We start from the raw sequence: 14,608 nt of genomic DNA, 5'->3' as shown, positions 1-14,608 counted from the left end.
ATGAAATAAGTTGTTAAAAGGATTTTGAAAGTTTTTTAAATAAACTTTATTTTGTGAAATTCGAAGGTCTTTTTTCTATACTCTAATTTCTATTCTCTCTTTTTAAAACTATCTTTGCAGCACGAAAAAAAACACCTTAAATATTTTTTATGGTGCATTAAAAATATCTTTTCCAGCATAAGCAGGAATCAAAAAAACAAAAAAATGGAATCTAATGTACGTGTTCGTTTTGCACCAAGTCCTACAGGACCTTTACATATTGGTGGTGTAAGAACTGCTTTATACAATTATTTATTTGCTAAAAAATACAACGGAACTTTTGTCTTACGTATAGAAGACACAGACCAAACCCGTTATGTTGCAAATGCAGAACAATATATTATAGACGCTTTAGAATGGTGTAATATTCCTTTTGATGAAGGTCCGGGGAAAAACGAAAAATTTGGTCCTTACAGACAATCAGAACGTAAAGAGTTGTACAAAGAATATGCAGACAAACTTATAGAAACAGGTTGGGCATATTATTGTTTTGATACTTCAGAAGAATTAGATGCACATAGAAAAGGCCATGAAGTTGAAGGAAAAACCTTTATTTATAATTGGCATAACAGAGCAAAAGGACGTTTGGTAAACTCATTGGTTTTAACTGATGAAGAAGTACAAAACAGAATTAATTCTGGTAAAAATTATGTAATCCGTTTTAAAACGCCGCAAGATGAACTTTTAAGAATGGAAGATGAAATTCGTGGAAATATTAAAATTGATACGAATACTTTAGATGATAAAATTTTATTTAAAGGAGACGGAATGCCAACCTATCATTTAGCAAATATTGTAGATGATCATTTAATGGAGATTTCGCACGTAATTCGTGGTGAAGAATGGTTGCCTTCTATGCCATTGCACATTCTATTATACAGAGCTTTTGGTTGGGATGCACCTAAATTTGCACACTTGCCATTAATTTTAAAACCTGTTGGTAAAGGAAAATTAAGCAAACGTGATGGAGATAAACTAGGTTTCCCTGTGTTTCCTTTAGAATATACAAACGAAGAAACAGGAGATGTTTCACGTGGTTATAAAGAAGATGGTTATTTTTCTGATGCGTTTATAAACATGTTGGCTTTCTTAGGATGGAATCCTGGAACGGAACAAGAATTGTTCTCTTTAGAAGCATTAATTGAAACTTTCGATTTGAAACGTGTTAGTAAATCTGGTGCAAAATTTAGCCAAGAAAAAGCAAGTTGGTTCAATCAACAATACATGCAAACAAAAGATGATGCAGCATTAACAGATTTATATCTTCCTATTTTAGCCGAAAAAGGAATTGCTAAAGACAAAGAGTTTGTTCTAAAAGTAGTTTCATCTATAAAAGAAAGAGCCGTTTTTGTAAAAGATTTTTGGGATTTATCAAGTTTCTTTTTTGAAACTCCTACTACATACGACGAAAAAGCTAGCAAGAAAAACTGGAAGGAAGGAACTTCTGAATTAATGACAGCATTAATTGCTGTTATTTCTTCTATTGAAGATTTTTCATCAGAAAATACAGAGAAAGAAATTAAAGAATGGATTACTGCCAAAGAAATTGGTTTTGGTAAAGTAATGCAACCTTTACGTTTAAGTTTAGTTGGTAAATTAGCAGGCCCCCATTTATTTGATATTATTGCTATGATTGGTAAAGAAGAAACTATAAAAAGAATCGAAAACGCAATTGAAAAATTGTAGTTTTTCTTTAAGATAAAGTAAAGCCTCTCAATAAACTTGAGAGGCTTTTTTGTTTTTCACTGTAACAAATCTATTAACCTGCGTGCTATGGTTAACTACTATAATTCAGTATCTTTACTAAAACAATTAGTAACCACTAAAATTATAACTATGATACCTTTTTTACCCATTCTTATTGGATTAATAATTTTATTTCTTTTTGCTTCAATTTTTACTGTAAAACAGCAAACAGCCGCTATTTTAGAACGTTTTGGAAAATTTCATAGCATTCGTCAATCTGGTTTACATTTAAAAATACCTTTAATAGACAAAGTTGCTGGGAGATTGAGTTTAAAAATTCAACAGTTAGATGTAATTATTGAAACAAAAACATTAGATGATGTTTTTGTAAAATTGAAAGTTTCTGTACAATATAAAGTAGTTACAGAAAAAGTATATGATGCTTTTTATAAATTAGATTATCCTCATGACCAAATAACTTCTTATGTATTTGATGTTGTAAGAGCAGAAGTTCCAAAAATGAAATTAGATGATGTTTTTGTAAAAAAAGATGATATTGCCTTGGCTGTAAAAGCAGAATTAAATGATGCGATGATGGATTATGGTTTTGATATTATTAGAACTTTAGTTACCGATATAGATCCAGATCCTCAAGTAAAAATAGCAATGAATAGAATTAATGCTGCTGATAGAGAAAAAACAGCCGCACAATATGAAGGAGATGCACAACGTATATTAATCGTTGAAAAAGCAAAGGCAGAAGCAGAAAGCAAACGTTTACAAGGACAAGGTATTGCAGACCAAAGACGTGAAATTGCACGTGGTTTAGAAGAGTCTGTAGACGTTTTAAATAGAGTTGGTATCAATTCTCAAGAAGCATCTGCATTAATTGTTGTAACGCAGCATTATGACACTTTACAATCTATTGGTAGTGAAACCAACAGTAATTTAATTCTATTGCCAAACTCACCACAAGCAGGTAGTACCATGTTAAATGATATGGTTGCAAGTTTTACTGCAAGTAATCAAATTGGTGAAGCAATGAAAAATCAAAAAATCAAAAAGAAAGATTCTTAGATTCTTCTTAAGAAAATATAAAAGGCTTTTAAATCAATTCTAAAACTTACTATCTTTAAGTTTTAGAATTGATTTTTTTTTAACTTAAAAACTAAAAAAGCTCAACTTGTGTGTACAAATTGAGCTTTTTTACGTTTTAAAAGTAATATAAAGTAGTTTACTTCTTTTCTTCTAATTGTTCTTCTGGTTCTTCTTTAGAAGCGTTTTTAAATTCTTTAATTCCGCTTCCTAAACCTTTCATTAATTCTGGTATTTTCTTACCACCGAAGAAAAGTAAAACAACTACAACAATTATAGCTATTTGCATTCCACCTATCATTCCGAAATATATAGATAAACTATTCATCCTTTTTTAATTTTATTAGTCACAAATATACAAAAAAGGTTGTGAAACCAATCTTTTCTAAATTAGTTTCTTTTTTCAATGATACCACCAATTACCTTTTTATCTTTTACAACCTCTGGGTTTCCTTTGTAAAAAATAGTACCTCCAAAACTAACTTTAGCATTTAAAGTTTGGCCTGCAGTTACTTCTGCTTTGGCACCTGTACCAGATTTAACAGAACTGTTACCAGCAGCTTCTAAATTAAAACCATGGTAAATACCGTACAAGTCTACATCTACTTCCTGGTTTTTTGCGGTACCAGAAACTTTTATAATACCACCAGATATGGCAATAATAGTTAAATGATTGGTTTTTGTGGTTAGGTTTATAAACCCTCTTTCTTGTGCGTTTAATTCTACTTTATCTTGATTAAAGTCTTTGCTTGTAAGTGTTGCACCTTCATTAACATCAATTATATTGATATTTTTGTTGTAATAAACCTTAATAAAAACTTCTCCTTCTGCAGAATTATTTGCAGGCTTCAAGGAAAAAGGTAAAGATAATTTTAATGTATTATTTACATTTTTAATTTTCACCATTTCAGATTTATCACCTGTAATTTCTAATTTCTGATCTGCAGATTTAATCAATTCTACTTCTATACCATTGTAAACTTTAAGTGTAGTAAAATCACCTAAGTTTTGGTTTATTGTAGTTTGTGCAAAAGTTGTTATGCTAACAATGAGTGCACAGATAAAACTTATTTTTTTCATTTTTAAAAGTTTGATATGATGATTAGCTCAATAATTATACCACCATAAAGATTTTTTCTATCTTTTATTGCAGTACATCTAATAAACTTATTAATCTTCAATTAAATTAAAATCTAAATGTTTGCGTTCTAAATCGGTATTTTTAACTTTTACTTTTACTTCATCCCCTAGTTGATACATCTTTTTAGAAGATTTACCAATAACAGCATATTGCTTTTCATCATAGACATAATAATCACTTTTTATGTCTCTAATTTTTACCATTCCTTCACATTTATTAGAAGAAATTTCTACATAAATACCCCATTCTGTAACACCCGTAATTACACCTTGAAAAACTTCATCTTTATGATCTTGCATGTATTTAATTTGCATGTACTTAATAGAGGACCTTTCTGCTTTAGAAGCTAATTCTTCTCTATTTGAAGAATGTTTACATTTTTCTTCGTATTTATCTGCTTTTGGCGTGTCTCCGCCATCTAAATAGTGTTGTAGCAATCTATGTGTCATTACATCTGGATACCGTCTAATTGGCGACGTAAAATGACTGTAATAATCAAAAGCCAATCCGTAATGCCCAATGTTCTGCGTTGTATAGACCGCTTTAGACATGGTTCTAATGGTTAAGGTTTCAATCATATTAGATTCTGCTTTACCATGCACATCACTTAATAACTTATTTAAAGAGTCTGATGTAGTTTCTTTGGTATCTGTATTTATGCTGTAACCAAATTTACGAACCATGTTTTGTAAGGAAGCTAATTTTTCATCATCTGGTTCATCATGCACTCTGTAAATAAATGTTTTATTTGTTGCTTTTCCTTTAGAGAAACCAACAAACTCAGCAACTTTTCTATTTGCCAATAACATAAATTCTTCAATTAATTTATTTGCATCTTTAGACTCTTTAAAGAAAACACCCACTGGGTTTGCTTCTTCGTCTAAATCGAACTTCACTTCTACTCTATCAAAAGAAATTGCGCCTTGTTTCATTCTTTTCTTTCGAAGAATTTTAGCCAATTCATCTAACTTTAAAGTGGCTTCTACAATTGCTGGTGTTACCGTATATTCTTTGTCTGTAATAGAAGTATCAACTGGCATTTCATATGGTTGAATATCGTCAGATAATGTACAGTTTTCTATAATCGCTTGTGCTTCTTCATAGGCAAAACGTTGGTCTGAATAGGTTACTGTTCTACCAAACCACTCTCCTATTATTTGAGCTTTCTCATTAATTTCGAACACTGCAGAAAAAGTTAACTTTTCTTCGTTTGGTCTTAAAGAACAAACACCATTACTTAACATTTCTGGTAACATTGGTACTACTCTATCTACTAAATAAACAGAGGTTGCTCTTTTATAAGCTTCATCATCTAAAATAGTTTTAGGTTCTAAATAATGCGAAACATCTGCAATATGAATTCCTATTTCGTAATTACCATTTTCTAATTTGGTAAATGATAAAGCATCATCAAAATCTTTTGCATCTTTAGGATCTATCGTAAAAGTTAAATCTTTACGCATATCTCTACGTTTAGAAATTTCTTCTTTTGTAATTTCTAAGGATAAATTTTCTGCTTCTTTTTCTATCTCTGGTTCAAACTCATAAGGCAAATCATATTCTAATAAAATAGAATGCATTTCTGTATTATGATCTCCTGGTTTCCCTAAAACTGTAGAAATTTTACCAAACGGGTTTTTAGAATTTTTTGGCCAATCTAAAATGGTAGCTTGTACTTTGTCACCATCTTCTGCCCCATTCATTTTATTTTCTGAAACAAAAATATCTGCATACATTTTGTTATTATCCGGAATTACAAAACCAAAATTTTTGTCTTTATTTTTCTGTAAAACACCAACAAAATCGGTTTTAGCACGTTTTAAAATTTCTACAACATCTGCTTCCATTTTCTTTCCGCTTCGTTTTTTATAAACGTAGGCTTTAACGGTATCTTGGTGCAAACCTTTACCTAGGTTACTATTCGGAATAAAAATATCATCCTCAAAATCATCACTAATAAAATACCCATTCCCCGTAGAAGTAATATCTAACGTACCAATAGCATATTTTTTATCAATATTTACTTGAAACTTACCTCTGTCTGTTTCTTTAATTTTTTTATCTGCAGTTAATTCTGCTAATTTCTGAATGATCTGATTTTTTCCATCAGTATCATTAATTTTTAATTTTGCAGCAACTTGTTTGTAATTATAAGTTTTAGTGCTGTCTTCGTTTAAAACTTTAAATATATTTTTGGTTAAGTCTCTAACAACATTCCCTTTCTTTTTATATATTTTTTTCTTCTTTTTTGTCATTTATACTGTATTATTTATGTCAATTTATTGTTTTTAACAAACTGACTACTCTGCAAATTACAATTATTCAATCAATTTTGTATTAAAAAACTGTTATGAATCTATTTTGTAATTTGGCGTACTATTAATTTATTATTTATGTCTCATATTGATACAATCAATACTAATTCTTGGTTTATAATTGCAAACCCTGTTGCTGGAAATCGGAATTTTTCTAAACGATGGAAGGAAATTCTACAATTACTAAAAAACAAGAATTTAGACTATTCTTTTTCTTTTACTCAGTTTTCTAAACATGAAATTGAATTGACACAAAATGCGATTCAAAAAGGATTTAGAAACATTATTTCTGTTGGTGGAGATGGCACACTACACAATGTAGTTAACGGAATAATGCTGCAAAGATATGTAAAAACTTCTGATATAACTATTGCAGTGCTTCCTTTGGGAACTGGAAACGATTGGATTAAAACTTACAACATTCCTAATTCAATTGAAAAAGCAATAGAAATCATCTCTAAAAGGAAAACAATTTTGCAAGATATTGGGGTTTTAAAAACAGAAAATAAAACTACCTTTTTTAACAACATCGCTGGTTTGGGATATGATGGGTACATTGTTGATAAACTAAAATCTCTGAAAAAATTTGGTCCTATTTCTTACGTATTAGCCGGAATTTATGGTTTATTTTTTTATAAAAAATCGATATTTAAAATTATTATTAATGGTAAAACAATAGAAAACAACTGTTTAATGGCTGTTTTCGGTATTTGTAAATTTTCTGGTGGCGGAATGCAGTTTACAGAAAACGTAAATTCTTCTAATGGTTTATTAGATATTACAATTGTTAATAACCTTACTTTTTTTGATTTAGTGCTGAATTTACCTAAATTATATTCTGGTAAAATTGTACATCACAAAAAAGTAGCAACCTTTAAAACGAAAGAGATTTCAATTATTCCAAAAAATTCAAAACCAATTATTCAAGCAGATGGAGAATTAATTGAAACTGGTTCGGTAAATGTTAAAATTATAGAAAAAGCGATACGGTTTGTAGTGAATTAATTAATAAAAATTTATAATATTTCACTATGAAGTATGAGTAATTTCATAATTTAAAGAGTAACTTTATGATTAAAGCATCTCTATTTTAAGTGGAATTATCTTAGTTAGCCAATTTATATACACTGCTTCGATATTTTATAAATTAAAATTTTAATAAGTTAAAGAAATCATAATTTTTTTGTAACGATTTCTAAATTAATGCGTCTTTATAGAAAGGTACTCTTTATTTTAAGATGAAAAATTTATATAAAATTATCACTTTATTCGCTATGATCTTTATTACAGGCATTTTTGTTACTGTACTAACGGTAAATTCTTCTTTAAATACGTTTGAGAATCCGAATAAAACTGTTGAAGTTCAAAAAGACACTTTATATCTATTAAAGGCAGAAAAAAAAACAGTTTAACTAAAACGGATTCATTTTTCTTCTTTCACTCCTTTCTCATTTTTCAAATTTAAATACGATTCTAAGTTGAAGTTTTTTTTAAATTTATTAAATTCTAACTTTTAGAAAGCAGCTCTTTTTTACTTTTTTCACAGTTATCAACATTCTATACTATTATACTTTTTTCTTTTATTAAATTTTAAAAAACAATGGTGCTTATTATAGTGTGTGAATAGCTACTATAAAATTGTAATTTTTTATTTTAATATGTGAGTTATTAAAAAGCATCTACACTTTATGAGCTATTTAAAAGCTTAAAAATCAACTTAAAAATAGAGTTGTTAACAATAGTTATAAACAGCTATTCACTTTTTTTCTGAACAAGTAATATGCGATTCTATGTAAACAAAACGTAAATTTTATGTTGATAAACTTTTATCAAAAATCAATAAAAAAAGTTGTGTATGTGGTAAGCTCCGCTGTATTGCAATAAAAATTAAATTTACCAAATAAAGTTACGAGTTTATCATTACAACTTCTTAACATTGTCTTAAAAAGCTAAAAACTTAAAAATTAAAGAGTTATTAAAAAGGCTAAAATTTTGATTGTTTATAACTGTTGATAACCGTTAGTTTCTGTACTTTTGCGGAAGACAACTAAATTAAAATCAACTTATTATGACAATTGCCATTGGTAACGATCACGCCGGAACAGAATACAAGTTCGAAATTATAAAACATTTAGAAAATAAGGGGTATAAAGTTCTAAATTTTGGAACCGATACAAATGATTCTATGGATTACCCAGATGCAATTCACCCAACAGCAGATGCTGTAGAAAGTGGTAAAGCAGCTTTAGGTGTTATTTTGTGTGGTTCTGGTAACGGAGCGCAAATGACGGCTAATAAACACCAAGGTATTAGAGCAGCACTTTGTTGGAACAATGAATTGGTTGCATTAACAAGACAACACAACAACGCTAATATTCTTACTATTCCTGCACGTTTTGTGTCTTTACAGCAAGCGATTGGTTTTGTAGATATTTTTCTTGCTACAGAATTTGAAGGTGGAAGACATGGTACACGAGTGAATAAAATTTCTTGTGCTGGTTAGTCATCTGTCATTACAAGGAACGAAGCAATCTTTTTATTTACAGAGAGCTTGCTCCGTTCCTAGTAATAAAAAAAAATAAAAATAAGTATTGGACAAAGTATATGAACTTCAAAATAAAATCCTTTTCGGAATTAACCACAACAGAACTTTATAATATTCTTCAACTACGTTCGGAAGTTTTTGTGGTAGAACAAGATTGCGTGTATCAAGACATCGATTTTAAAGATCAAATATCTTTGCATGTTTTTGGTATAAAAGAAGATAAAATAGTTGCGTACACTCGTATTTTTAAACCAGGAGATTATTTCGGAAATGCAAGTATTGGTAGGGTAGTGGTTGCCACTGAAGAACGTAAATATGGTTTTGGTCATGCTGTTATGAAAGCTTCTTTAAAAGCGATAAAAACTCATTTTAAAGTGGATCAAATTACCATTTCTGCTCAAAAATATTTAAAGAAATTTTATGAATCTCATCAATTTATTCAAGTAGGCGAGGAGTATTTAGAAGACGGAATTCCGCATATTAGAATGGATAGAAATTCTAATTAAAAACGAACTCTAAAACTTAAATTTGGGGTAAAAGGCAAAGAATAATTATTTACTCTTCTTACATTATTTACATTTGTATTATCTACAACATAGTAAGAATCTATTGTGTTTTTTTGGTCTGTAATATTTGTAAAACCTAAACGAATGTTGGCTTTTATAGCCTTAGAAAAATCGAATTTATAACTTCCAGAAAGATCTAACCTAAAGAAATTATTTAGTTTTTCTTTGTTAGGATTGTTATAATTTACAATTGTTCTATTTCCATTCTGTATGGTTTCATTACCTTTAATAGGTTTTGTATATGGTTTTCCAGAACGTAAAACGCCGCCAAAAGAAACTTTTAATTTTTTAGAAAAACTATAATTAAAAGCAGCACTTAATGAGTGTGAAATATCTAAGTTATTAGAAAATGTTTCCGGATTAAAAACATCAAATGTATAATCGTTTTTAGAATAGGTATAACTTACCCAAGTACTTATATTTTCAGTCTGCTTATTTGCTATAAATTCTACTCCTTTAACTTCATAATTTCCAATAGAATTAAGGTTTTGTGTATTGTTATAAAAGCCCTGGTTAGCAGCTGTAATTCCGTCTACTTTTTTACGAAAACCAGTAATATCTATGTATAATTTATTCTTAGAATATGCAACTCCAACAGAGAGTTGTTTACTTTTTACTATGGGTGTATTTTTATCATCAGAAAGAACCCATCTTCGTTTTTCTATTCCTAAAAAATTGTCTTCAAAATCTATTTTTTGCGCAGTTGTTTGGTTTTTAAACTCCCCTTCTAGATTTACAGAAAATAGAGAATTTATTTTTTGTCTAATATTTATTCTTGGTTCAATTACAAATTTATTAAATGTATGAAAGTAGTTTGCACGTGCACCAAACCTAGCATACGTGTTATTTTTTTTATATACAATTTCGGTGTAAAAAGCACTTTTTAACAACACATCTTTTACGGTTCTAGAAAAAGTTGGTGCATTTACAGAAGTTGTATTTTTAATACCAATCTCATTGAAAACCAATCCGTTGGTGAATTCTAAAACATCAGAAAATTCATATTTAGAATTTAGTTTTATGGCAGTTTCTAGCACATTATTAAACTGAGTTTGAAACTGATCTGTATCTTTATTATAATCGGAAGAATTTATTTTATAATCAGAAAAAAATCCAGATAAAGTTGTAGAAAATTTCGAATTCCAAATGGCATCCCAACTTATTTTTATTCCTAAATTTTCTTGTTTTAAAGTACTGTTTTCTTCAATAGTAGTATTATTAGCAGTGTATTTTTCTAAGTATTCTAAATCGTTTTTAATATGGATAAAATTAGTTCTAATAGAATGATTATAAGTCATATCATATAAAACTTTAAATGAATAATCATAGAAATAAAATTCTGATTTTGTATTGTTTACATCATTAGAAGAAATAGAATTGTCTTGAAAACTCCGAGAGAAATAATTATTATAAGTTGGTGTATTTAAGTAATCTGTAAAAGACCTTCTTGCAGAAATATGTAGCTCTAAATTCTCTTTGACAGGAACTTGTACAAAAGCATCTGCACTTAATAAATTAAAGCCACCACCACCAGAAAGCTTGTTGGTAATTCTGTTAGATGTTTCCATATTTATAGTAGAAGAAACTCCGTCTGAAAAAGCACTACTTGTACCATTTTTAGTTACAGAAACTTGCTTTGTTAAATACGGATTATACGCAGAAATAAGACCAAAAAAATGACCTGCATGATACATTTTAATTCCGTCCCAAAGTATTAAGTTTTGGTCATTTGTACCACCTCTTACGTTAATATTAGAAATACTTTCGTTTACACTTTCTACACCTGGCAAAATTTTGATGGTTTTTAAAATATCTGGCTCTATTAAACCTGGTAGAATTCCGAATTTCTCTGTATTTAAAACCGTACTTCCGTCTACGTTTTTTTGCAAACCTGTGGTTAGAAATTTAGACATTCTAATTTCCGATAATTCTTCTACTTCTTCTTCTAAAAGGATTTGTTTGCAATTGGAAGAAAACAACTCTTTGGCAGCAATTGTTTTCGTTTTAAAACTGATAAAAGAAAGACTTAAAGTTGCATTTACAGGCACATTTTTTAAATAAAAAACACCTTTATTATTGGTAGTTGTACCTAACTTGTAGCCGTTTACTTTTACAGATGTTAACAGTAAAGGTTCTAAATTTTTTGAATCTAAAACGGTTCCGCAAACAGCAATAGTCTTATTTAAGAAAGAGACAGTTACATATCTATTGTCTAAAGTTTTAAATTGTAAAAATGTTTTTTCGTTTAAAAAAACCAAAAGTTTTTCTATAGAAATTTCTTTATCTGGTTTGTTAATAAAAATGGTTTTTACATCAGCATCAGAATAAGAAAACCTAATATCATAGCTTTTTTCTAGTTTGACTAACAAGGAAGAAAGGGCTACTTTATTCGAAGAATTTTGAGCATAAGTAACACTAACAATACATATAAAAAAGATATAAAAAAGTAAAAACTTATGTACCATAGTTAAAGATAGTAATTTTTTTACCATCAATTTTATACGATAATTGCAACGGAATTGTTACAGATTGCAATGCTATATTTATATCGGTATGTGTAAAACCACCAGAATATAAAACGTCTAAATCAACCTCTATTGTTTCAATTGTATAATTAAACTGATGTTCTATTTCTTCTAAAACAAAGCGCAAAGAGGTACTTTTAAAATTCGTTTCTTTTTGCAACCAAGATTTCTCATGTACATCAAAAGTATTATTGGTGTCTATAACGCCGTTTACTACTTTAAAAATGGTTCCTTTAGGTAAACTCACAAGTGTGTCTTTATATGCTACACTAACCAAACCTTCGTACGTTTTTACTTCAAAATAATTGTTTCTTTCTTTTACATTAAACTGCGTTCCAAGAACAGTTACTGCACCAATTTCTGTATTTACAGTAAACTTTTTTCCTTTTTGAACCTTAAAATAAGCTTCCCCGTCTAAGGTTAAACTTCTGTTTTCTTCCCAGTCCTTTTCAGCATATGTAATTTCTGAATTTGCGTTTAAAATTACTTCCGAATTGTCTGGTAAATTAAAGTTTTTTGTTTGTGCAAACTCCGTTTTAAAACTAGAATTATTACTGTATAGTAAGAAATATGAAGTTGTTAACAAGATAGCAATTGCTGCAGCATATTTATACAAAATCTTAAAATTAAAAGATACAACTTTTCCTTTCTTAGCGGTGTTTTTTGTTTTTAATTTTAAAGCTGCAAGCGCTTGTACCACATTAACTTTTGGTGTTTCTAATTGTGCCGAATAATGGGTAATTTTTTCTAAAGTTTTAAAATCATCTCTTTCTTTTAAACGCGCTAATTCTTCATCAGAAGTATCTCTGTTTAGCCATTTTAAGATGTCTTTCTCGTTTTCCATTCTGTATGCTTCTATAAGTGTAACAACTAGAAAGTAGTTTACCCTACCTTATATTGGTATTAAATTCCATCAATTTTAGTTCTCAGCTTTTTTAATGCTGATGACATTCGTTTTTCTACTGCTTTTTGAGAAATTTCTAGCAATTCTGCAATTTCTCGATATTTTTTCCCATCAATTCTATTCATCAGAAAAACCTCACGTTCTCCTGCTGTTAAATCTTCAATAGCTCTTTTTAATTTGTCTTTAAATTCTTCTTCTTCTAATAAATAATCCGGACTTTGATTATCAACATCTATGTAAGGACTGCTTTTAGCGTATTCGAAAACCACTTTTTGGTGCTTCACTCTGTTTAGAAAAAGATTGTTAACAACTGTAAATAAGTAAGACTTTGCTTTCGAAAGATCAATCTTAGCACAGTTTTCCCATATTTTTATAAAGGCTTCTTGTGCTAAATCTAAAGAGGTGTTTTTATCGCCAGACTTGTAGTATGCAAAATTACTAGCAGACTGTATATGAGAAGTATAGAACTCGTTAAAATAAATTTCGTCGCAAAGAGACTTATCATTCATAGAGGTAATTTAAATAATAAAAGTAAAAATTTTTGATGACAAAGGTAGGGTAAATAAATGTTTAGTTGTTTTACTAACAGAAGGGCAAACAATTAGCCATTCAAAAAAAAGCAGGGTAAAATAAAACAAAGTTGTTTTACTCACACAAACAAGAAATATTAATTATTAAAACGTATTAAAATGAAAACATTAAAACTATTTACAGCAGTTGCATTTACAGCAATTATAGGATTTACTTCTTGTCAATCTGAAGAAAGCTCAGAAGTAGGAACAAACCCAAACGCAAATTCATCTACATCTAAAACCGCTTCTAATTATGAAAGAACAGCGATGAATGATGGCTCTAATGATGATTTTTTAGACGGTAATGCGTGTACAGAATTATTATTTCCATTAACAGCAACAGTAAATGGACAGCAAATTACTATTTTAAGTAAGTTAGATTTTTCTGCCGTTTTAAATATCATGGGAGAATTAAATGACGATTCTGATTCTGTAACTTTTAACTTTCCTATTACTGTAAAAACGAGTAGTTATACCGAAGTAGTGGTAAATAATCAATCAGATTTAGATGCTTTAAAACAAGAATGTGAAAATGCAGCATCTCAAGGGCAAGATGCAATTTCTTGTATAGACATCGATTTTCCTGTAACCATGTTAACGTATAATGTAGGTTTAGAACAAACAGGAAGTGTTGTATTACAATCTGAACAAAAATTATATGCTTTTATGACAGGTTTACAAGGAGGTGAATTATTTACTGTAAACTACCCAATAAATGCTACGTTAAGTAACGGAACGTCTGTACAAATTAATTCTGATGCAGAATTTCAAAATTCAATTTCAGAATGTGTACAAACAGAAGAAGAAGAAGAGGAAGCTGCAGCATCTGCAGAAGAAGTAGAAGCAGTTGTAACCAATACAAAATTTAAAGTAGAAAGCTTTATTACAGCAGGTGTAAACACAGCAACAGATTATGCAGATTGGTCTATCGAATTTACAAACGATTTAAAATTAATTGCTAAGAATAATGTAAACGCAACAGTATCTGAAATTGAAGGAACGTACAAAGTAAGTTCTGAAATGGCAGTATTTTTAAATGTAGCTTTTGGCAGTAATAACAGTGTAAGCGCTTTAAATAACAATTGGGTTGTAACTACTTACAGCAACACTGTAGTTGCTTTACAAAGTAAAACAGATGCTTCTGTAACTTTAACTTTTAAGAAAATTTAAAGAACTCTAACAAATTAAAGAGCAAAAGTATAGTTAGTTGGTGATAACTT

13 protein-coding genes are annotated in these 14,608 nt (G+C 29.2%); 7 read left to right on the top strand and 6 right to left on the bottom strand.

The annotated features are described in order from the left end of the window. Positions 1–204 precede the first annotated feature (204 nt). Together gltX and ES045_RS02015 are read left to right on the top strand one after the other, a co-directional pair. Positions 205–1,725: a glutamate--tRNA ligase gene (gltX, locus tag ES045_RS02020; protein WP_147111565.1), complete on the top strand. Its 1,521-nt coding sequence runs from the start codon at positions 205–207 to the stop codon at positions 1,723–1,725. Positions 1,726–1,875: 150 nt separating this feature from the next. After that, positions 1,876–2,802 carry an SPFH domain-containing protein gene (locus ES045_RS02015; RefSeq protein ID WP_189662997.1) on the top strand — a complete coding sequence of 309 codons (927 nt, stop codon included), beginning with the start codon at positions 1,876–1,878 and terminating at the stop codon, positions 2,800–2,802. Between the two features lie 157 nt (positions 2,803–2,959). Here the strand turns inward: ES045_RS02015 and ES045_RS02010 are convergent, their stop codons facing one another. The 3 genes from ES045_RS02010 to rnr all read right to left on the bottom strand — a co-directional run bounded on the left by ES045_RS02010 (position 2,960) and on the right by rnr (position 6,216). After that, complete coding sequence (locus ES045_RS02010) at positions 2,960–3,148, bottom strand: twin-arginine translocase TatA/TatE family subunit (protein ID WP_147111562.1); 189 nt, start codon at positions 3,146–3,148, stop codon at positions 2,960–2,962. Positions 3,149–3,210: 62 nt separating this feature from the next. Next, the gene (locus ES045_RS02005; protein ID WP_147111559.1) at positions 3,211–3,900 is read right to left on the bottom strand and encodes a head GIN domain-containing protein; all 690 of its coding nucleotides are present in this window, start codon (positions 3,898–3,900) and stop codon (positions 3,211–3,213) included. 90 nt (positions 3,901–3,990) lie between these two features. Continuing rightward, positions 3,991–6,216, bottom strand: a complete 2,226-nt coding sequence (rnr, locus tag ES045_RS02000) for a ribonuclease R (RefSeq protein ID WP_147111557.1) — start codon at positions 6,214–6,216, stop codon at positions 3,991–3,993. Between the two features lie 138 nt (positions 6,217–6,354). Between rnr and ES045_RS01995 the strand changes: the two genes are divergently transcribed. The 4 genes from ES045_RS01995 to ES045_RS01985 all read left to right on the top strand — a co-directional run bounded on the left by ES045_RS01995 (position 6,355) and on the right by ES045_RS01985 (position 9,327). Beyond that, positions 6,355–7,281 carry a diacylglycerol/lipid kinase family protein gene (locus ES045_RS01995; protein WP_147111555.1) on the top strand — a complete coding sequence of 309 codons (927 nt, stop codon included), beginning with the start codon at positions 6,355–6,357 and terminating at the stop codon, positions 7,279–7,281. 233 nt (positions 7,282–7,514) lie between these two features. Next, positions 7,515–7,688 carry a hypothetical protein gene (locus tag ES045_RS16285; protein WP_189662996.1) on the top strand — a complete coding sequence of 58 codons (174 nt, stop codon included), beginning with the start codon at positions 7,515–7,517 and terminating at the stop codon, positions 7,686–7,688. A gap of 656 nt (positions 7,689–8,344) precedes the next feature. Beyond that, the gene (gene rpiB / locus ES045_RS01990; RefSeq protein ID WP_147111552.1) at positions 8,345–8,779 is read left to right on the top strand and encodes a ribose 5-phosphate isomerase B; all 435 of its coding nucleotides are present in this window, start codon (positions 8,345–8,347) and stop codon (positions 8,777–8,779) included. A 101-nt stretch (positions 8,780–8,880) separates the two neighbouring features. Next, on the top strand, positions 8,881–9,327 hold the full coding sequence (locus ES045_RS01985) for a GNAT family N-acetyltransferase (protein ID WP_147111550.1): 447 nt from the start codon (positions 8,881–8,883) through the stop codon (positions 9,325–9,327). On the opposite strand, the gene ES045_RS01980 is transcribed toward ES045_RS01985, so the two are convergent. From ES045_RS01980 to ES045_RS01970, 3 genes are read right to left on the bottom strand one after another with little or no spacing between them, the layout of a single operon-like run. After that, on the bottom strand, positions 9,324–11,879 hold the full coding sequence (locus ES045_RS01980; RefSeq protein ID WP_147111548.1) for a carboxypeptidase-like regulatory domain-containing protein: 2,556 nt from the start codon (positions 11,877–11,879) through the stop codon (positions 9,324–9,326). The genes ES045_RS01985 and ES045_RS01980 overlap by 4 nt on opposite strands. Next, a complete protein-coding gene (locus ES045_RS01975) occupies positions 11,842–12,756 on the bottom strand; it encodes a FecR family protein (RefSeq protein ID WP_147111545.1) in 915 nt (304 codons plus the stop codon). Before ES045_RS01975 ends, ES045_RS01980 begins: the two co-directional genes overlap by 38 nt. Positions 12,757–12,815: 59 nt before the next feature. After that, a complete protein-coding gene (locus ES045_RS01970) occupies positions 12,816–13,325 on the bottom strand; it encodes an RNA polymerase sigma factor (RefSeq protein WP_147111543.1) in 510 nt (169 codons plus the stop codon). 180 nt (positions 13,326–13,505) lie between these two features. Here ES045_RS01970 and ES045_RS01965 point away from each other — a divergent pair, with 180 nt between their 5' ends. Beyond that, on the top strand, positions 13,506–14,558 hold the full coding sequence (locus ES045_RS01965) for a hypothetical protein (protein ID WP_147111541.1): 1,053 nt from the start codon (positions 13,506–13,508) through the stop codon (positions 14,556–14,558). Positions 14,559–14,608 lie beyond the last annotated feature (50 nt).

This window comes from Polaribacter sp. IC073, from assembly GCF_007997075.1.
GTDB lineage: Bacteria > Bacteroidota > Bacteroidia > Flavobacteriales > Flavobacteriaceae > Polaribacter.
Note: the sequence above shows the minus strand (reverse complement) of the source record. Positions and strands in the feature narration are given on the sequence as shown.